Raw genomic sequence first — 16,637 nt, 5'->3', positions numbered from 1 at the left:
CGACGCCCGTTCGTTCATCAGGAGACAACGTCTTGCAAACCAGTTCACTCGCGGGCTGCCGCGTCATCGAGCTCGGCACCATGCTGGCCGCGCCCTTTGCGGCCCACATCCTCGGGCAGCTCGGCGCCGAGGTCATCAAGGTCGAGCCGCCGGCCGGCGACCCGACGCGCAGCCTGGTGCGCGGCGGCCCGAGCGGCACCTTCATCGCCTACAGCTTCGGCAAGAAGAGCGTCTGCATCGACCTCTACAGCGCCGAGGGCTACGAGGCCTTCCGCGCGCTGCTGGCCACCGCCGACGTGCTGATCCACAACCTGTCGCCGGGCTCGGCGCGCCGCCTGAAGGTGACGCGCGAGGAATGCCAGGCGATCCGGCCCGGTCTCGTGTATTGCCACATCCGCGGCTACGGTCCCGGCCCGCTGGAGAACGAGCTCGCGTCGAACCCGGTGGCGGAAGCGTCCACCGGTGTGATGGAGGCCAACGTGGTCAACGGCCGGCCGAGCCGGCTCGGCCCGTCGTACCACGACCAGTTCGCGGGCGCCTATGCGGCGATCGGCATCCTGTCGTCGCTGATGCAGCAGCGCACGCAGACGGCGAAGACCGCGAAGACGGCGCAGCAGCCTGGCGAAACGCCGGCCGCGAGCGACTACGTCGAGATCGGCCTGTACGAGACCGGCTTGCACGTGGCCGCGCGCGACCTGGCCGGTGTGCAGCTGAAGACGCAGATCTTCGGCCGGCCCGAGCGCGAGCCCAACGGCGAGTTCAGCATGCCGGGCTACGGCGCCTACCGCACCGCGGACGGCCGCTGGATCTACCTGCTGATGCTCAACGACGGCCATTGGGCGAAGTTCTGCGACGTGCTCGCGCTGCCGCAGGCGGCGGACGATTCGCTCAAGACCCTGCGGCTGCGCAAGAAGCGCTTCGGCGAGGTCGAGTCGATCGTGAAGGGCGCGATCGGCGCGCTGCCGTACGCGCAGCTCGCCGATCGCTTCGGCCAGGCCGGCTTCGGTTTCACCGAGGTCATGCCGATCGAGACGGTGCTGACCAACCCGCAGGCCCAGGTGCCCGGCAAGCTGGCGAGCTTCGGGCTCGACGGGCTGAGCTTCGACGTGCCGGTGTTTCCGCACGACCTGACAGAGCCGCCGGCGCCGTCCGAGCCGCCACCGCGCCTGGGCGAACACACCGCCGCCGTGCTCGGCGCAACCGGCATCGCGCCGGCCCGCTATGCCCAGTTGCTGGCGGCTGGCGCGGTGCAGGAAGACACGCGCACCGGCCCGTTGTGGGCGCCTGCCGTGGCCGAGACGCGGCCACTGGCGGCCCAGGCGCCGGCCTGAACGCCCGCGCCTTCGACGGGGTCTGCCGCGGGCCCGGGACGTTCACGCGGCATGGACGACAACAAGAATGGAGACAGGCATGAACAGACTCGTGAAGGGGCTTGCCGCGCTGGCATGGCTCGGGGCGGCCGCCTGCGCCGCGGCGGCGGGCTTTCCCGAGCGCCCGATCCGGCTGATCGTCGGCTTCACGCCGGGCGGCGGCGCCGACTATGTGGCGCGCCAGGTCGCCAAGGAACTGGGGGATGCGTTCGGCCAGGGCGTGGTGGTCGACAACAAGCCGGGCGCCAACGGCATCATCGCGGCCAGCGAAGTGGCGCGCGCGCCGGCCGATGGCTACACGCTGCTGCTGGGCGTCACGGCCACGCAGTCGATCAATCCGAACCTCTATCCGAAGCTGCCCTACGACCCGTTGCGCGACTTCACGCCGGTGACCGACGTCGGCTTCACGCCGCTGGTGCTGGTGGTCAATCCGAAGCTGCCCACGAAGTCGGTGCCCGAGTTCATCGACTACGTGAAGCAGCACAACGGGCCGGTGAGCTACGCGTCGGCCGGCAACGGCAACATCACGCACATGGCGGCCGAGCTGTTCGTGCAGTCCAGTGGCGCCAGCCAGCTGTCGCACGTGCCGTACAAGGGCAGCAGCCAGGCCATCACCGACCTGCTGGGCGGGCAGGTGGCGGCGTACTTCGACACGCTGCCCTCGTCGATGCCTTTCATCCAGAGCGGCCAGCTCCGTGCCCTGGGCCTGACCAGCGCCACGCGCTCCAGCGCGCTGCCGCAACTGCCGACGATCCAGGAGTCGGGCGTGCCGGGCTACGAAGCGACCGCCTGGTTCGGCCTGTTCGGCCCCGCGAAGATGCCGCCCGATGTCACGCGCAAGCTTTACGAGGCGCTGCGCACGGCATTCAATCGGCCCGAGGCGCGCAGCGCCATGGCCGGCCGCGGCATCGAACTGGTGGTGGACGAACCAGCCCACTTCGGCGAGATGCTGCGCGAGGACGTGGAGCGCTGGAAGCGCGTGACGACCAACGCCGGCATCTCGCTGCAATAGGCGGGCGGCGCGCCTCGGACATCCGCAAGAACGGCAAGAACGACAGGAGACACAGAACCATGCAAAGAATCCGACGGCTGCTGCTCGCAGCCTGCCTGGGTGCGGCCAGCCTGACCGGCTGGGCGCAGGACTATCCACAGCGGCCGGTGCGCATCATCGTGGCCTACCCGGCGGGGCAGGCGGTCGATGTGCTGACCCGCTATGTCGCCGAAGAGCTCAACCGGTCCACCGGCGGCAACTTCTTCATCGACAACCGCGTCGGCGCCGGCGGCAACATCGGCACCGCCGATGCGGCGCGCGCCCAGCCCGACGGCTACACGCTGGTGATGGGCTCCAACGGCACGCATGCGATGAACCCGTTCCTGTATGCGTCGACCGGCTTCGACGCCGCGAAGGACTTCGAGCCGATCATCCTGGTCGGCACCTTCCCGATGGTGCTGGTGGCGCCCGCGTCGTCGCCGCTGCAGGACCTGCGCGCCGTGCTGGCCGCCGTCAAGCAGAACCCCAAGGCCGCCGACGTGGCGCTGCCCAGCACCACTGCGCGGCTGGTGCTCGAGCTGATGCGCAGCGGCACGCAGTCGGAACTCTTCGGGGTGCCCTACAAGGGCTCGGCCGCGGCGGCCACCGACGTGATCGGCGGCCAGCTGCCCTTGCTGATCGACACGGTGAGCGCGGTGCGTCCCTTCATCGCGACCGGCAAGCTGCGCCCCCTGGCCGTCAGTTCGGCCAAGGAGTCGACGCTGCTGCCCGGCGTCCCCAGCATGCGCGAGCAAGGCATCGCGGGCGTGGACGTGGTGGCGTGGGACGGCCTCTACGCACCGCGCGGCACGCCCGCCACGGTCATCCGCAAGCTCAACGAGACCGTGGCCCGGATCCTCGCCAAACCCGAGGCGCGCCGCAAGCTGGCCGAGATGGGCTTCGAGGCCGGCGGCGGCACGCCCGAACAGTTCGGCGCCTTCACCCTGGCCGAGCAGAAGCGCTGGGGGCCGCTGATCGCCCAGGCCGGGCTGCGCGCCGAATGAGACCGACTTTTTCTTCTGGAGATGCAATGACCGACAGCCACGCGATCTATCTGGTCCTGGACATGGAGAACGACCTGGTCCATGCCGACGGCCCCAACGGCCAGGGCGCCTACGGCGAGCAGGTGCGCCAGCGCGACATCCTCGCGAACACGCGCCGCGCGCTCGACAAGGCACGTGCGGCGGGCCTGCGCGTGGGCTATGTGCGCGTGGGCTTCTCCCCGGACTATGCCGAGTGCCCGCCGAACTCGCCGATCTTCGGCGGCGCCAAGGCCAAGGGCATCTTCAAGCTCGGCACCTGGGGCACCGAGGTGCATCCGGACATCGCGCCGCAGCCGGGCGACTTCGACATCGTGAAGCACCGCGTGAGCCCGTTCTACAGCACGCAGCTCGAGGCGATCCTGCGCGGGCGCGACGTGCGCCGCATCTATTGCTCGGGCATCTCGACCAACGCGGTGGTGCAGGCCGCGGTGCGCGACGGGCACGACCGCGACTTCGAGATGGTGGTGCTGGAGGACTGCTGCTGCGCGCTGAGCGCGGAAGAGCACGCGGCAGCGATGTCGAACCTGCAGCGCTTCTGCCGCGTGACCACGTCGCGCGACGTTCGCTTCGACTGACGGCCGGGGCGACAGGCATGTGCCGCATGGGACGACGGCTCTCGCGACGCCTGCGGGTGTTCCTCAAGCGGTACGCGAACCTGGTCGGGCAACTGCAGTTGCCCACCCTCTGACTCCGACCTACGCCGCGACGGCTTCCTTCGCGTGCTCGAACGCGAAGCTCTGGTAGCCGTTCTGGATGGCCGCCGCGGCGTGTTCGCGGTAGCGCATGAAGCCGCCCGTGAAGAGCGTCAGCCCCTGCGGCTTGTCCTTCACGTTGGCGCCGACGTACCAGGTCTTGGCCTTCAGCAGCAGCGAGCGCTGCGACAGCGTGTAGACCAGGTCCATCCAGTCCTGCTCGGCCTTCGCGGTCGGCTCGATGGTCGCGAGGCCGTTCTTCTCCATGTGCACCATGGCGGCCGCGATCCAGTCGACGTCGTGCTCGCTGATGCGGATGATGTTGGCGAGCGCGGCCGGGCCGTTCGGGCCGGTCGTCATGAACAGGTTGGGGAAGCCTTCCATCATCAGGCCCAGGTGGGAGCGCGCGCCTTCCTTCCACTTGTCGTTGACCGTGCGGCCACCGCGGCCGATTACGTCGAAGGCCAGCAGCGCGCCGGTCAGCCCGTCGTAGCCGGTGGCGAGGATCAGCATGTCGAGTTCGATCTCGCCCGACTGCGTGCGCACGCCCTTCTCGGTGATCTCGAGGATCGGATCGGTCGTGCAGTCGACCAGGTGGACGTTCGGCCGGTTGTAGGTCTCGTAGTAGCTCGAATCGAGGCAGGGCCGGCGCGCGAAGATCGGGTAGCCGCGCGGCTTCAGCTTCTCGGCGGTCGCCGGGTCGTTCACGACCTCGTCGATCTTGCCGCGCACGAATTCGGCGACGTGCTCGTTGGCCTCCTCGTTGACCAGCAGGTCCGAGAAGGTGCCGAGCATCGCGATGCCGCCGTTCTTCCAGGAGTCTTCGAGCAACTGGCGGCGCTGCTTCGGCGTCACGCTGTAGAAGGCACGGGTCGACTGCGGGCGCACGCCGCCGACCGCGCTGTTGCGGGCCGCCTCGCGGATGCCGGGGTAGTGGCGCTTGACCTCGGCCACGTACTCCGGCTCCAACGCCTCGTTGCGCATCGGCATCGTGAAGCTCGGCGTGCGCTGGTAGACGAACAGCTCGCCGGCTTCCTTGCCGACTTCCTGCACGATCTGGATGCCGGTCGACCCGGTGCCGATCACGCCCACGCGCTGGCCTTCGAAGCTCACGGATTCATGCGGCCAGCGGGCCGCGCGCAGCAGCCGGCCCTTGTAGCGTTCGAGGCCGGGGATCTCCGGGTCCTTCGGCACCGACAGCGGGCCGGTGGCCATGACGCAGTAGGTCGCCTCGTAGCGGTCGCCCTTGTCGGTCGTCACGGTCCACAGCTGGCGCTCCTCGTCCCAGACGGCGCTGGTCACGCGGGTGTTGAACTGGATGCTCCTGCGCAGGTCGAGCCGGTCGGCCACGAAGTTGATGTAGCGCAGCAGCTCGGGCTGCGCCGCGTACTGTTCCGACCAGGTCCATTCCTGCTCGATCTCGGGAGAGAACGAGAAGCTGTAGTCGATGCTCGGCAGGTCGACGCGGGCGCCCGGATAGCGGTTCCAGTACCAGACGCCGCCGACGTTGCTGCCGGCCTCGAACCCCTGGATCTTCAGTCCCATCTCGCGGAACTTGTAGACCGCGTACATGCCGCCGAAGCCGGCACCGACGATGACCACGTCCAGCCGCGTGACGCCTGCGTCCGACGCACGGGCGGGATGGTCCTTGAGAATCTCTGCTGTCATGTTTGTCTCCTTGCTTGATCTGTCCGCGCTGTCCGGACCCGCACCGCCGGTCATCGATCGTGCCGTGCGCCGTCCCCATCAGGCGGGGCTTCGTGATTTGAATAATGCCTGCCGGCCGGTAAGTCATCAAGAAATGCCCATGCGTGATGGCCAACATCACATCCATGATTTCCGCCGGCTTGCCGGGACTTCCACCACTCGGGCTTCGTGATGCCGCATCCCTTCGTCGATCTGCTGCGCGAACGCCGCATCGCTTTCCTCTGGGCCGGCCTGGCCCTGTCGGGTGTCGGCAGCGAGCTGAGCCGCATCGCCGTGCTGTGGCTGGCCATCGGCATCGCGGGCCCGGGCGCGAGCCTGTTGCCAATGGCGCAGAGCGCGGTGGTGCTGGCGGTCAGCCTGGGTGCCGGGCTGTTCGCCGACCGCTTCTCGCCGCGCAAGGTGATGATCGGCAGCGACGTGCTGTCGGCGCTGGTCGCCATCCTGCCGGTCGTCCTGGCCGGCGTGTTCGGGCTCACCTTCGCCAGCCTCGTCGTCGCCGCCATGTGCCTCGCGGCATTGAGCGCGCTGTTCCAGCCGGCATTGCTGTCCAGCATTCCGGAGGTCGCGGGCACGCGCGAACGCATCCAGGGCCTGAACGCGCTGTTCGATGCGACGACCCGCCTGTCGCGGCTGGCCGGCCCTTTCGTGGCGGGCCTGCTCGCGACGGTGCTGCCCGTGCTGCATTTCCTGAGCGTGAATGCGGTGGGCTTTCTCGCGTCCGCATCGGCGATCGTCGCGATGGGCGCCTGGGGCCAGCGGCGGCCGACGTCCGTGCAGGCGTCGCATGCAGCGTCGGTCCTGCAGCGGTTGACGCGCGGCTTCGGCGTCATGCAGACACATCGCGACGTCCGGCTGCTGCTGCTGGCCAACACCGCCGTGCTGGGCGCATGGACGGTCGGCGTCAGCCTCGGCCTGCCCTTCCTCGTCGCAGAGGTCGGGCTGTCGGGATTCGGCTTGAGCGGGCTCGGTGCGGTCGCGGCGCTGGTCGCGGCCTACGGTGCCGGCGACTTCCTGTCCAACTTCGGAGTGGCGGGCCATCGGCCGGCGCGGCTCGGCCGCTTCATGTTCAACGGCTATGTGCTGCTGGGCGCCGGGCTGGCCCTGGTGCCGGTGCCGCTCTGGCTGCTGCCGCAGGCGGGCTGGCTGCCATCGATGATGGCCATGGCCTTCGCGTCCGGGCTGGGCGGGCCGATGTTCTTCATCCCGATGATGACCTTCCTGCAGACCCGGCTCGACGGCGTCGATCTCGTCAGCGTGATCCGGCTCCGGCTGGCCCTGACGGCTGCGGCCATGATGCTCGGGGCAGGGTTGGCGTCATGGCTGTTCGGCCGGTTCGGCGCGCCGTGCACGGTCGTGATGGCCGGTGTGGCGATCGCGGGCGTCGGCGTGTGGGGCAGCCTGCGCTGCGCAGACCTCGGCCCGGATGCCGGCCCGGCGTCCGATGGCGCGCGATCTACCTGAGCCGCTGGCCCGCGGCGCAGGCTTCGAGCAGCTTGTCGAGCCGTGCGGCGCGCGTTTCGGGCTTCTTCGCGCCGTTCACCCAGTGCTGCATCACCTTCCGGTAGCCAGGCGGCGTGCCGAGAAAGAACGTCCAGGCCGCCTTGTGGCGCTTGAAGGTGCGCAGGTCGGCCGGGGAGAATTCGGCGGCTTCCGCCTGCTCGTGCGAATACACCGCCGAGCGGGCCGCCGTGCGTTTGGCGAACGCGCTGGCGCCCGTCGGCGTCATGCGCCCTTGCGCCTGCAGCCGCGCGACCTTGGCGATGTTGATGGCGCTCCAGATGGACGTCGGCTTGCGCGGCGTGAAGCGGATCGAATAGGTGTCGTCGTCGATCCGCTTGCGGACGCCGTCGATCCAGCCGAAGCACAGCGCCTCGTCGACCGATTCCGACCAGGACATGCTCGGCTGTCCGGAGCCGACCTTGTGGAAGCCGACGAGCAGTTCCGTGGCGTCGCCGGCGTGGGCTTCGAGCCACTGGCGGAACGCCTCGGCGTTGGCGAAGAAGGTCGGACGGGTCATGCGAGAAGCAGCGGCAGCCGCTCGGCCAGCAGATCGATGACCACGCGCGTCTTCAGCGGAAGCGCACGCGCCTGCGGCCACACGGCGCTCAGCGCGTAGCCGAAGGGCTGCGGTTCCTCGAACACGCGCACCAGGCTGCCGGACGCCACGGCGTCGGCGACCAGCCAGGTCGGCAGACGCGCCATGCCCATCCCGCGGCTGGCCGCCATGGCCGACACCTCGAGGCTGTCGCAGCTGAATTCGAAGCGTGTGTGCGCCACGAAATCGACGGTCTGCCCGGCCGCACCGTTGAAGCGCCAGGGTTGCGGATCGTTCTCGCGCGCATAGCCGACGAACCGGTGCGCCGAGGCTTCGTCGCGCAACGCGTCGACGTTCTCGATCCGGCCATGCACCGCCAGATAGTCCGGCGACGCATAGACGCCCATCCACTGGTGGCCGAGTGGCCGTGCCGCCAGCGCCGCGCTGTCGCCGAGCGCGCCGCTGCGCACGGCCAGGTCGATGCCTTCGTCCACGATGTCGATGCGCCGGTCGCTGAGGGACACGTCGAACCGGAGCTGCGGATGCCGCTGCGCCAGGTCCAGCAACAGCGGCGCGACGCAGGCCCGGCCGATCAGCACGGGCATGGTGATGCGCACGCGTCCGGTTGGCGTCTGGCGGCCGGCCTCGACCGCCGCATCGGCCGCGTCGAGTTCGGCCAGCGCACGGCGGCAGCGCTCGTAATAGGCATGGCCGTCTTCCGTGAGGCTCTGGCTGCGGGTGGTGCGATGGAACAGCCGCGTGCCCAGTCGCTCCTCCAGCCGCGCCACGCTCTTGCCGACGGCCGAGCGCGTGAGCCGCAGCCGCTGCGCCGCCAGCGCGAAATTGCCGGATTCGACAGCCGCGACGAAGGCTTCGATGCCGTTGAGTCGTTCACTCATTGGTGCGTTTGGGGCGCCATTTCAGCGAATGAAAGGCGCCACTGCGGTCGTGAAGGAATCAATAGCATGGCGTATCTCTTTCTTCTACGCAAGGACACGACATGACCGACATTCTTCGCCGCTGGCAGATCAGCGATTTCGGCCGCCAGCATCTGCAACAGGTCGAACTGCCCGTGCCGCAACCCGGACCGGGCCAGATCCTGGTGCGCGTCGAGGCGGCCTCGCTGAACTATCGCGATCTCATGCTGACCGACAACCGCTATGGCTGGACACCGCAATTTCCCTTCGTGCCGGGCTCCGACCTGGCCGGCACCGTGGCCGCGGTCGGCGCCGGCGTCACGCGCTGGAAGGGCGGCGAGCGGGTGATCAGCACCTTCGTCGCCGGCTGGCTCGACGGCGCAGCGCCACCCGAGGCGATGGCGTTGGGCGGCCCGGGGCCGGGCGCGCTCGCATCGCATGTGCTGCTCGACGCGCAATGGGCGGTGGCTGCGCCCACCACGTTGAATGCCGCGCAGGCGAGCACGCTGCCGTGCGCCGCGCTCACCGCGTGGTTCTCGCTCGTCGAGACGGGCGGGCTGCACGCGGGCCAGACCGTGCTGATCCACGGCACCGGCGGCGTTGCGCTGTTCGGGCTGCAGTTCGCGCGGCTGCACGGCGCCCAGGCGATCGTGGTGTCGGGCGGTGCGGACAAGCGCGAGCGCGCACTGGCGCTCGGCGCCGCGCATGTGCTCGCGCGCGATTCCGACTGGCCGGCCGAAGTACGCCGCCTCACCGGCGGGCGCGGCGCGGAACGGATCCTGGAGACGGTCGGCGGCCCCAACCTCGGCCGTTCGCTGGAGGCGCTGGCACAGGGCGGGCATCTGGCGGTGATCGGCGTGATCGAAGGCCGGGAGATGAGCGGCTCGGCCTTCCATGCGATCCGCAGCCGCGGGACGGTCCAGGGCATCAGCGTCGGCCATCGGCGCGCACTCGACGAGATGGTGCGTGCCATCGACATGAATGCGCTGCAGCCCGTGATCGCGGCGGAGTATGGCGCCGACGCGGTGCCCGCCGCCTTCGCACATCTGGAGCGCGGCGCCTTCGGCAAGGTCGTGGTGCGGTTTTGAAGGGCAGTCGGGCCCGACGAAATTGTGGGATGAATTAATTAGCTCACGATGAGGGGAATTCAATTGAAAGTGAATTGAAAGGAATTTGTACTTTAATGAAAAGGTACCCACCGTCAATAAACAATTCAAGAAAGAATCGCGAATTGATCGAGTTCTGTAAACAATAGGACAAACCCGGTCAATGGGCAGGCCGTATTTGCCAAGAATGATTATTCAATCATTCATGCCTATTCCATGACTCAAATCTCCACGACGACCCGGCGTTTTGCCCGGCAGTTTCCTTTTTCTCTTCGTCGCAATGCGGTCGCCGTGGGGGCCGCGTTGCTCCTGGCGGGCGCTGCGCCCTCCTTTGCGCAGGGCGTCGCGCTGGGCAACGGCGGAGACGGCGGCAGCTATCCGGGCTTCGGTAGCATCGGTGGTGTTGGCGGCACGCCGGGCAATTCGGGCGGTGCGTCCACCGGCTATGCCCCCGGCTACGTGGGTGGCGCACCAGGCCAAGGCGCGCCGGGCGGTTATCTCGCTTCGGGCGGTGGCGGCGGTACCGTGATCGGCCCGAACGGATCGATCGGCATCGGCAGCGGTGCGGATGGCGGCTACATCTCCGGCTACTCCACCGGTGGTGGCGGTGGCGGCGCCGCAGCGCTCGTGCCTGGCGCGACAGCCATCGGCGGCGGCGGTGGTGGCGGGCCGGGCCAGACGCCAGGCGGCGCCGGCGCGACCGCCACCCAATCGGGTGCGACGGCCATCGGCAGCGGAGGCTCCGGTATATGGGTGAATGCATACGCAGCAGGCGGCAACGGTGCCGCCGCCACCGGACTGGCCAGCACGGCCATCGGTGCCGGTGCCGATGGAACGGCGGTCCATCCCGGCGGTTCCGACGGTGCGGCGGCATCAGGTAACTACTCGACCGCGATCGGCGGTTCGAATGCCCTCGGCATCAGTGCCCAGGCCAAGGGCACGAACACCGTGTCGCTGGGCAATGGCGCCTACACCGGTGCCGACAGCGGCAGCGCGTCGAACGGCACGGCGCTCGGCGCCAACAGCCGGGTCGAGGACTACGCCACCAACGCCGTGGCCCTCGGGCAGGGCTCGATCGCCAATGCGGCCAACACCGTGTCGGTCGGCTCGGTCGGTGCGACGCGGACCATCGTCAACCTCGGCGCCGGCAACGTGGCGGCGGGCAGCACCGACGCCGTCAACGGCGACCAGCTCAACACGACCAACCTCGCGGTTTCGGCGGCCCAGCAATCGGCCAACACCGCCGACCAGAAGGCCGTGGCGGCGCAGAGCACGGCCAATACGGCAAGGACCGAAGCCGCCGCGGCGCAGCGCACCGCGAACACGGCAAGAAGGGCGGCCGCTGCGGCCCAGGGCACGGCCAACACGGCGAGGACGGAGGCCGCCACTGCCCAAGGTACGGCGAACACCGCGCTCGCCCTGGGCCAGAACTCGGCACAGTATTCGCCGGACGGCCAGACGCTCGTCCTCAACGCCAACAGCGGCACCGGCACCACCATCGCCAATGTCGCCGACGGCCAGTCGGCCACGGATGCCGCGAACGTCGGGCAGGTGCGCACGGCGCAGACCACCGCCATCGGCACCTCCAATGCGTTCACCGTGCAGCAGGTGGCCAGCCTCCAGGCGATCATGAACCAGGCGTTCGAGACCGGTCTTTGCCGTGCGAACAGCACCGGCGGCGTGGCCTGTGGTGGCGCCGCGGCAAACGGCAACGGCTCCACGGCCATCGGTACCAACGCCCAGGCGTCCGGCGACAATACGACCGCGCTCGGCAACGGCGCCGAAGCGACGTACGCCGGCTCGGTCGCCATCGGTGCAGGCGCCAAGGCGCTGGCCGACCCGACCACGGCCATCGGCAACAACGCCGTCGCGACCGGCAACAACGCGGTGGCACTCGGTGCCAACACGCTCGCGAGCGGTTCGAATTCCGTCGCGCTGGGGCAGGGGTCCGTCGCGTCCCGCGACAACAGCGTGTCGGTGGGCGACGCCGCCACGGGCCTGACGCGCAGCATCACCAACGTCGCGCCGGGCACGCTCGGCACCGACGCCGTCAACCTGAACCAGCTCCAGCAGGCCGTGAACACGCTTTCGTCCGAGTCGCGCACCTTCGCCGCCAAGGGCGTGGCCGCGGCGATGGCGATTCCGTCGATGCCCGCGCTCGCACCCGGCCAGAAGTGGGCCGGCGCCGCCGTCGGCAACTACGCCGGCGAATCAGCCATCGGCCTCGCCTTCGGCTATCAGCTCAACCCGAACCTGAACCTCGGCGTGGGCGTGTCCGCCGCCGCGGGCAGCGGCAGCAAGGTCGGTACGCGCGTCCAGGCCGGCTACGCGTGGTGATGGCCGATGGCGGCCTGACGGCCTGATCAGAACGCCAGCGCTAATCCTGGCCGTGGCCAGTCCACGGCCAGCAGGTTGCCGTAGCCGGACAGCGTGATGTACGCCGTCCGGCGTTCCGGCCCGCCGAAGCAGATGTTGGTGCAGTAGCCCTCGGGCGCGGCGCGGAACTCCAGCCATTCGCCGGCTGGCGAGAACACGCTGATGCCGCCGCGCACCAGCGTCGCGACACAGACGTTGCCGCCTTCCTCCAGCGCCATCGAATCGAAGCGCTGGAAGCCCTGCATGCCGTGCACCAGCCGGCCGCCGTTGGGCGACGGCCAGGGCTCCATGCCCAGCTTGCCGGGACCGAGGATCGGGTAGGACCACAGGCGGCTCGTCTCGGTCTCGCTCACGTACAGCGTGCCGCCGTCCGGCGAGATGCCGACGCCGTTCGGCGTGATGACGGGGAAGGCCGCCTGCACGATGGCGCTGCCATCGGCACGCGCATGGAACACGGCGCCGCGGTCCATGTTGCGGTCGCGCGTCTTGCCATGGTCGGTGAACCAGAAATCGCCCTGGGCGTCGAACACGATGTCGTTCGGCCCGCGCAGCTGGATGTCGCCGCAATGCGTGTAGAGCGTGGTTACCGCGCCGGTGCGCAGGTCGACCTTCTGGATCGAGCCGCCCTGGTAGTCGAGCGCCGCGCCGGTCGGCCGCGAGAAGCCGTCGTCGGTGCGCCAGGCGAAGCCGCCGTTGTTGCAGACGTAGCAGCAGCCGTCCGGTCCCATGGCCGCGCCGTTCGGTCCGCCGCCGAGTTCGGCGACCACCTCGACCGCGCCGTCCGGCGCGATGCGCTTGAGCCGGCCGCCGGCGATCTCCACCACCAGCACGCTGCCGTCGGGCAGCGCGATCGGGCCTTCGGGAAAGGCGAGTCCGGACGCGACGATGCGTCCCTGCAGTTGCATGCTCTTCATGGTCTGGATGTCTCCTCGTGTCGGTCAGGCGATGGCCGCGGCCTGTGGTGCCGCATGCGCGCCCAGGTAGGCGCTGGTGGCGCGTTCGCGGGCACCGCCGCTGCGCATCTCGTCGCCGGTGAATTCGCCCGTGATCTCGCCGTGCCGCATGAACCACGCATGGTCGGCCAGCCGCGCCGCCATCGGGAAGCTCTGCTCCACCAGCAGCGCCGACAGCGACTGCTCGCGCTGGATGGCGGCGAGCCGCTCGAACACGCGCACCACCAGTTGCGGCGCCAGGCCCAGGGACGGCTCGTCGAGCAGCAGCAGCCGCGGGCCCGACATCAGCGCGCGGCCGATGGCCAGCATCTGCTGCTCGCCGCCGCTCATCAGCCCAGCCGGGCTGTGCAGGCGGCTCGCGATCTCGGGGAAGAAGGCCAGCACCATGTCGCGCCGCGTCGTGCGTTCGCGGCCGCTGGCGAAGTAGCCGCCGAGCAGCAGGTTCTCGGCGACGCTCAGGTCGGGCACGATCTCGCGGCCTTCGGGCACGTAGACGATGCCGGCGCGGTAGCGGCGCCGGTTGTCCCAGCGGCTGATGTCCTGGCCGTCGAAACGGATCGCGCCGCCGGCCGGCGCCAGCCCGGCGATCGCCTTCAGCGTGCTCGACTTGCCTGCGCCGTTGGCACCCAGCAGCGCCGACACGCCGGCGCGTGCAACGGAAAGATCGGCGCCGTGCAGCGCCACGGTCGCGCCGTAGCGCACCGACAGGCCCTGGGTGGACAGCAGTGCGTCAAACATCCTCGTCTCCCAGATAGACGCGCACGACCTCGGGGTTGGCGCGGATGTCGGCCGGCGTGCCGTGCGCCAGCATGCGGCCGGCGCTCAGCACGTGGATGGTGTCGCAGATGCCCATGATCAGGTCCATGTCGTGTTCCACCACCAGCAGCACCAGGTCGGGCTGGCGCAGCCGCAACAGCACCGCCGCAAGCTCGGCGGTCTCGGCGGAATTCAAGCCGGCGGCGGGTTCGTCCAGCAGCAGCACCTGCGGCTTGCCGACGATGGCACGCGCGATCTCCACCAGCCGCAGCATGCCGGGCGGCAGTTCGGCCGGCAGCGCGTCGGCCGCCTTGCCGGCGCCCACCCGGTCCAGGGCCTGGCGCGCGAGTTCGCGATGTGCCTCGCGCTCGGCGCCGGCGGCCGGAAATGGCAGGAAGGCCGACAGCCAGCCGGCGCGCGCATGGCGCTGCATGCCGGCCATCACGTTCTCCACGCAACTGAGTTCCGGGCACAGCGCGACGTGCTGGAAGCTGCGCGCAAAGCCGAGCATCGCGCGCCGGTTGGGCGGCAGGTGGCCGACGGCGGTACCGCCCAGGCGGATGCGCCCTTCCTGCGGCAGGTAGAGGCCGGTCAGGCAGTTGAAGAAGCTCGTCTTGCCCGCGCCGTTGGGCCCGATCAGCCCGGTGATGCGGCCGGGCTCGAAGGTCGCGTTCAGCCCCTCGAGTACGTGGATGCCGCCGAAGCGCAGCGACAGGCCTTCGACATGCAGCGGTGCCGGCGTCGGCACCGCGGTGGCCACCGCGGCGCTCATGGCTTGCCCCGCCCGAGCCAGCCCGGCAGCACGTTGGCCGCGAGCACGGTCAGCAGCAGCGCCGCGCCGTAGAGGATCGGCACCCAGGCGCCGGCACTCGCGAAGACCAGCGGCACCGCGGTGAGGAAGAGCGCACCGACCAGCCCGGCGAAGGCGGTGAGCACATAGAGGCTGACCACCGATCCGACGAGCAGGAAGATCGAGGTCCAGAGCGTGAAGCTGCTCGGGCCGACCGTCGAGGTGCTGAAGGCCAGCATCGCACCGGCGATGCCGGCGATACCGCCGCTGGCGGCCATGGCGCAGACGCGGGCGCTGCTGCGCGACAGGCCGAACGATTCGGCCGCATGCACCGACGTGCGCATCAGCAGCAGGCCGATGCCCTGGCGCGAACGCCGGAACAGGTGCAGCGCCGCGCCGACGCCGCACAGCACGGCCAGCGGCACGTAATAGCGCTGCAGTCCGGCGGGCATGGCCGGCAGCGTGTCGAGCTTCACGTTCAGGCCCTCGAAGCCGCCGGTCCAGGCCGAGAAGTGCAGCAGCACTTCGGGCAGCGCGAGCGCCAGCGCCATCGTGACCACCGCCAGGTAGATGCCCGACAGCCGGCGCGAGGGCCAGGCGAAGGCCGCCGCCAGCGCCGCGCCCACCAGCGCCGCCAGGGGCAGGCTGGCCAGCACCGGCCAGTGCAGGTGCCGTTCGAGCAGGGCGGCGGTGTAGGCGCCGGCCGCGACGAACACGCCATGGCCGAGCGACACCTCGCCCGAATAGCGCACCAGGAAGCTCACCGACAGCACGGCGATCGCATTGGCGAAGCACACGCCCAGCGCATAGGTCCAGAAGCCACCGGTGAGCGCGGGCACGACCAGCAGCACGAGCAGCGCCAGCACGTTGGCCGCGCGCTGCCAGGGGATCTGGCGCGCGGGCTTCTCGGCGGCCCGTGGCGCCTCGTTGGCGGCTGCGCGGGGCAGCGAGAGGGATGTGGTTTCAGGCACGGCTGATGGCACTCCGGGACAAGAGGCCCTGCGGACGCAGGATGAGCAGGGCGAGCATCGACACCAGCAGGAAGCTGTTGTTGAATTCCGCCGCGACGTAGAAGGACAGCAGGTTGGTCAGGATGCCGATGAAGATGCCGCCCAGCACGGCACCCGGCAGGCTGGTGAAGCCGCCGATCACCGCCGCCGCGAAGGCCTGCAGCATGAAGGAGCTCACGGTGGTGGACGACAGGAAGGTCGTCGGCACGATCAGCAGCGCGCTGACCACGCCCAGCAGCGCCGCCGCGGCCCACGACATCGCGTGCAGCTGGCGCAGGCTCAGTCCGCACACGCGCGACGCGAACGGGTTGGCGGCCACCGCGCGGAACGCCACGCCGACGCGCGTGCGGTCGATCACCAGGTAGAGCGTGCCGATCAGCAGCGCGGTCGCGCCGAGCACGCACACGTCGTAGGCGGTCACGCGCACCGGTCCCCACTGCGCCGACCAGCGCGGCAGCGGCAAATCGAGGTTGACCACGTCGGAGCCGAAGACCAGCTGCGTCGCGCCCTGAATGATCAGCCCGACGCCCAGCGTCGCGATCGTGCTGGTCAGGTCGGAGCGGAACACCAGCGGCGCGATCAGCACATAGGCGACCAGCGCCAGCAGCGCGAGCAGCCCGAGCGAGCACAGCACGGCCACGCCCCAGGGCAGCTGCGCCAGCCCGCCGCCGGCCAGGCCGAACACCAGGAAGGCCGACAGGCCCGCCATGTTGCCGTGCGCGAAGTTTACGACGCGCGAGCTCTTGTAGATGAGCACGATGCCCATCGCGCCCAGCGCATACAGGCAGCCGCTGACGGTGCCTGTCCACAGCAGGGCCAGCAGGTCGGAGAGCCAGGAGGTGGTCTGCATGG

At 69.8% G+C, this 16,637-nt stretch carries 16 protein-coding genes; 8 read left to right on the top strand and 8 right to left on the bottom strand.

Annotated elements, in window-relative coordinates; translation table 11 throughout:
• Nucleotides 1-32 precede the first annotated feature (32 nt).
• The 4 genes from AC07PZ_RS04980 to AC07PZ_RS04965 all read left to right on the top strand — a co-directional run bounded on the left by AC07PZ_RS04980 (nt 33) and on the right by AC07PZ_RS04965 (nt 4,018).
• Entirely contained in the window at nt 33-1,331 is a 1,299-nt protein-coding gene (locus tag AC07PZ_RS04980; protein ID WP_495293905.1) for a CaiB/BaiF CoA transferase family protein, read from the top strand.
• Between the two features lie 79 nt (nt 1,332-1,410).
• Entirely contained in the window at nt 1,411-2,382 is a 972-nt protein-coding gene (locus AC07PZ_RS04975; RefSeq protein ID WP_495293904.1) for a tripartite tricarboxylate transporter substrate binding protein, read from the top strand.
• Between the two features lie 59 nt (nt 2,383-2,441).
• Nucleotides 2,442-3,404 carry a Bug family tripartite tricarboxylate transporter substrate binding protein gene (locus AC07PZ_RS04970; RefSeq protein WP_495293903.1) on the top strand — a complete coding sequence of 321 codons (963 nt, stop codon included), beginning with the start codon at nt 2,442-2,444 and terminating at the stop codon, nt 3,402-3,404.
• 26 nt (nt 3,405-3,430) lie between these two features.
• Nucleotides 3,431-4,018 carry a cysteine hydrolase family protein gene (locus tag AC07PZ_RS04965; RefSeq protein WP_495293902.1) on the top strand — a complete coding sequence of 196 codons (588 nt, stop codon included), beginning with the start codon at nt 3,431-3,433 and terminating at the stop codon, nt 4,016-4,018.
• 120 nt (nt 4,019-4,138) lie between these two features.
• Here AC07PZ_RS04965 and AC07PZ_RS04960 read toward each other — a convergent pair whose 3' ends face one another.
• Nucleotides 4,139-5,803, bottom strand: a complete 1,665-nt coding sequence (locus AC07PZ_RS04960; protein ID WP_495293901.1) for a flavin-containing monooxygenase — start codon at nt 5,801-5,803, stop codon at nt 4,139-4,141.
• On the opposite strand from AC07PZ_RS04960, the gene AC07PZ_RS04955 reads away from it, so the two are divergent.
• Both AC07PZ_RS04955 and AC07PZ_RS04950 read left to right on the top strand, forming a co-directional pair.
• Nucleotides 5,802-6,014, top strand: coding sequence for a hypothetical protein (locus AC07PZ_RS04955; protein ID WP_495293900.1), 213 nt, complete (start codon nt 5,802-5,804; stop codon nt 6,012-6,014). The genes AC07PZ_RS04960 and AC07PZ_RS04955 overlap by 2 nt on opposite strands.
• The gene (locus AC07PZ_RS04950) at nt 6,014-7,303 is read left to right on the top strand and encodes an MFS transporter (RefSeq protein WP_495293899.1); all 1,290 of its coding nucleotides are present in this window, start codon (nt 6,014-6,016) and stop codon (nt 7,301-7,303) included. The genes AC07PZ_RS04955 and AC07PZ_RS04950 overlap by 1 nt, the downstream gene beginning before the upstream one ends.
• On the opposite strand, the gene AC07PZ_RS04945 is transcribed toward AC07PZ_RS04950, so the two are convergent.
• On the bottom strand, nt 7,296-7,859 hold the full coding sequence (locus AC07PZ_RS04945; RefSeq protein ID WP_495293898.1) for a YdeI/OmpD-associated family protein: 564 nt from the start codon (nt 7,857-7,859) through the stop codon (nt 7,296-7,298). The genes AC07PZ_RS04950 and AC07PZ_RS04945 overlap by 8 nt on opposite strands.
• Nucleotides 7,856-8,776, bottom strand: coding sequence for a LysR family transcriptional regulator (locus AC07PZ_RS04940; RefSeq protein ID WP_495293897.1), 921 nt, complete (start codon nt 8,774-8,776; stop codon nt 7,856-7,858). The genes AC07PZ_RS04945 and AC07PZ_RS04940 overlap by 4 nt, the downstream gene beginning before the upstream one ends.
• Before the next feature lie 101 nt (nt 8,777-8,877).
• On the opposite strand from AC07PZ_RS04940, the gene AC07PZ_RS04935 reads away from it, so the two are divergent.
• Both AC07PZ_RS04935 and AC07PZ_RS04930 read left to right on the top strand, forming a co-directional pair.
• Nucleotides 8,878-9,882, top strand: a complete 1,005-nt coding sequence (locus AC07PZ_RS04935; protein ID WP_495293896.1) for a zinc-dependent alcohol dehydrogenase family protein — start codon at nt 8,878-8,880, stop codon at nt 9,880-9,882.
• A gap of 234 nt (nt 9,883-10,116) precedes the next feature.
• Nucleotides 10,117-12,237, top strand: a complete 2,121-nt coding sequence (locus tag AC07PZ_RS04930; RefSeq protein ID WP_495293895.1) for a YadA family autotransporter adhesin — start codon at nt 10,117-10,119, stop codon at nt 12,235-12,237.
• 26 nt (nt 12,238-12,263) lie between these two features.
• Here the strand turns inward: AC07PZ_RS04930 and AC07PZ_RS04925 are convergent, their stop codons facing one another.
• From AC07PZ_RS04925 to AC07PZ_RS04905, 5 genes are read right to left on the bottom strand one after another with little or no spacing between them, the layout of a single operon-like run.
• Nucleotides 12,264-13,190 (bottom strand): SMP-30/gluconolactonase/LRE family protein, encoded by a 927-nt coding sequence (locus tag AC07PZ_RS04925; RefSeq protein WP_495293894.1) that lies wholly within the window; start codon nt 13,188-13,190, stop codon nt 12,264-12,266.
• Nucleotides 13,191-13,214: 24 nt separating this feature from the next.
• Nucleotides 13,215-13,967, bottom strand: a complete 753-nt coding sequence (locus tag AC07PZ_RS04920) for an ABC transporter ATP-binding protein (protein ID WP_495293893.1) — start codon at nt 13,965-13,967, stop codon at nt 13,215-13,217.
• The gene (locus AC07PZ_RS04915) at nt 13,960-14,757 is read right to left on the bottom strand and encodes an ABC transporter ATP-binding protein (RefSeq protein WP_495293892.1); all 798 of its coding nucleotides are present in this window, start codon (nt 14,755-14,757) and stop codon (nt 13,960-13,962) included. Before AC07PZ_RS04915 ends, AC07PZ_RS04920 begins: the two co-directional genes overlap by 8 nt.
• Nucleotides 14,754-15,746: a branched-chain amino acid ABC transporter permease gene (locus AC07PZ_RS04910; RefSeq protein ID WP_495293891.1), complete on the bottom strand. Its 993-nt coding sequence runs from the start codon at nt 15,744-15,746 to the stop codon at nt 14,754-14,756. The genes AC07PZ_RS04915 and AC07PZ_RS04910 overlap by 4 nt, the downstream gene beginning before the upstream one ends.
• Nucleotides 15,739-16,635 carry a branched-chain amino acid ABC transporter permease gene (locus AC07PZ_RS04905; RefSeq protein WP_495293890.1) on the bottom strand — a complete coding sequence of 299 codons (897 nt, stop codon included), beginning with the start codon at nt 16,633-16,635 and terminating at the stop codon, nt 15,739-15,741. Before AC07PZ_RS04905 ends, AC07PZ_RS04910 begins: the two co-directional genes overlap by 8 nt.
• Between the last annotated feature and the right edge of the window lie 2 nt (nt 16,636-16,637).

The sequence above is a fragment of the Variovorax sp. GW821-FHT10B04 genome (genome assembly GCF_059415645.1).
The sequence above is the reverse complement of the archived record's forward strand: the minus strand, read 5'-3'. Positions and strand labels throughout refer to the sequence as shown.

What these genes read in the sequence shown, in the direction of transcription:
- AC07PZ_RS04975 (WP_495293904.1), top strand. Translation starts at nt 1,411, where the DNA reads ATGAACAGACTCGTGAAGGGGCTTGCCGCGCTGGCATGGCTCGGGGCG.
- AC07PZ_RS04970 (WP_495293903.1), top strand. Translation starts at nt 2,442, where the DNA reads ATGCAAAGAATCCGACGGCTGCTGCTCGCAGCCTGCCTGGGTGCGGCC.
- AC07PZ_RS04965 (WP_495293902.1), top strand. Translation starts at nt 3,431, where the DNA reads ATGACCGACAGCCACGCGATCTATCTGGTCCTGGACATGGAGAACGAC.
- AC07PZ_RS04955 (WP_495293900.1), top strand. Translation starts at nt 5,802, where the DNA reads ATGTTTGTCTCCTTGCTTGATCTGTCCGCGCTGTCCGGACCCGCACCG.
- AC07PZ_RS04960 (WP_495293901.1), bottom strand. Translation starts at nt 5,803, where the DNA reads ATGACAGCAGAGATTCTCAAGGACCATCCCGCCCGTGCGTCGGACGCA.
- AC07PZ_RS04950 (WP_495293899.1), top strand. Translation starts at nt 6,014, where the DNA reads ATGCCGCATCCCTTCGTCGATCTGCTGCGCGAACGCCGCATCGCTTTC.
- AC07PZ_RS04945 (WP_495293898.1), bottom strand. Translation starts at nt 7,859, where the DNA reads ATGACCCGTCCGACCTTCTTCGCCAACGCCGAGGCGTTCCGCCAGTGG.
- AC07PZ_RS04940 (WP_495293897.1), bottom strand. Translation starts at nt 8,776, where the DNA reads ATGAGTGAACGACTCAACGGCATCGAAGCCTTCGTCGCGGCTGTCGAA.
- AC07PZ_RS04935 (WP_495293896.1), top strand. Translation starts at nt 8,878, where the DNA reads ATGACCGACATTCTTCGCCGCTGGCAGATCAGCGATTTCGGCCGCCAG.
- AC07PZ_RS04930 (WP_495293895.1), top strand. Translation starts at nt 10,117, where the DNA reads ATGACTCAAATCTCCACGACGACCCGGCGTTTTGCCCGGCAGTTTCCT.
- AC07PZ_RS04925 (WP_495293894.1), bottom strand. Translation starts at nt 13,190, where the DNA reads ATGAAGAGCATGCAACTGCAGGGACGCATCGTCGCGTCCGGACTCGCC.
- AC07PZ_RS04920 (WP_495293893.1), bottom strand. Translation starts at nt 13,967, where the DNA reads ATGTTTGACGCACTGCTGTCCACCCAGGGCCTGTCGGTGCGCTACGGC.
- AC07PZ_RS04915 (WP_495293892.1), bottom strand. Translation starts at nt 14,757, where the DNA reads ATGAGCGCCGCGGTGGCCACCGCGGTGCCGACGCCGGCACCGCTGCAT.
- AC07PZ_RS04905 (WP_495293890.1), bottom strand. Translation starts at nt 16,635, where the DNA reads ATGCAGACCACCTCCTGGCTCTCCGACCTGCTGGCCCTGCTGTGGACA.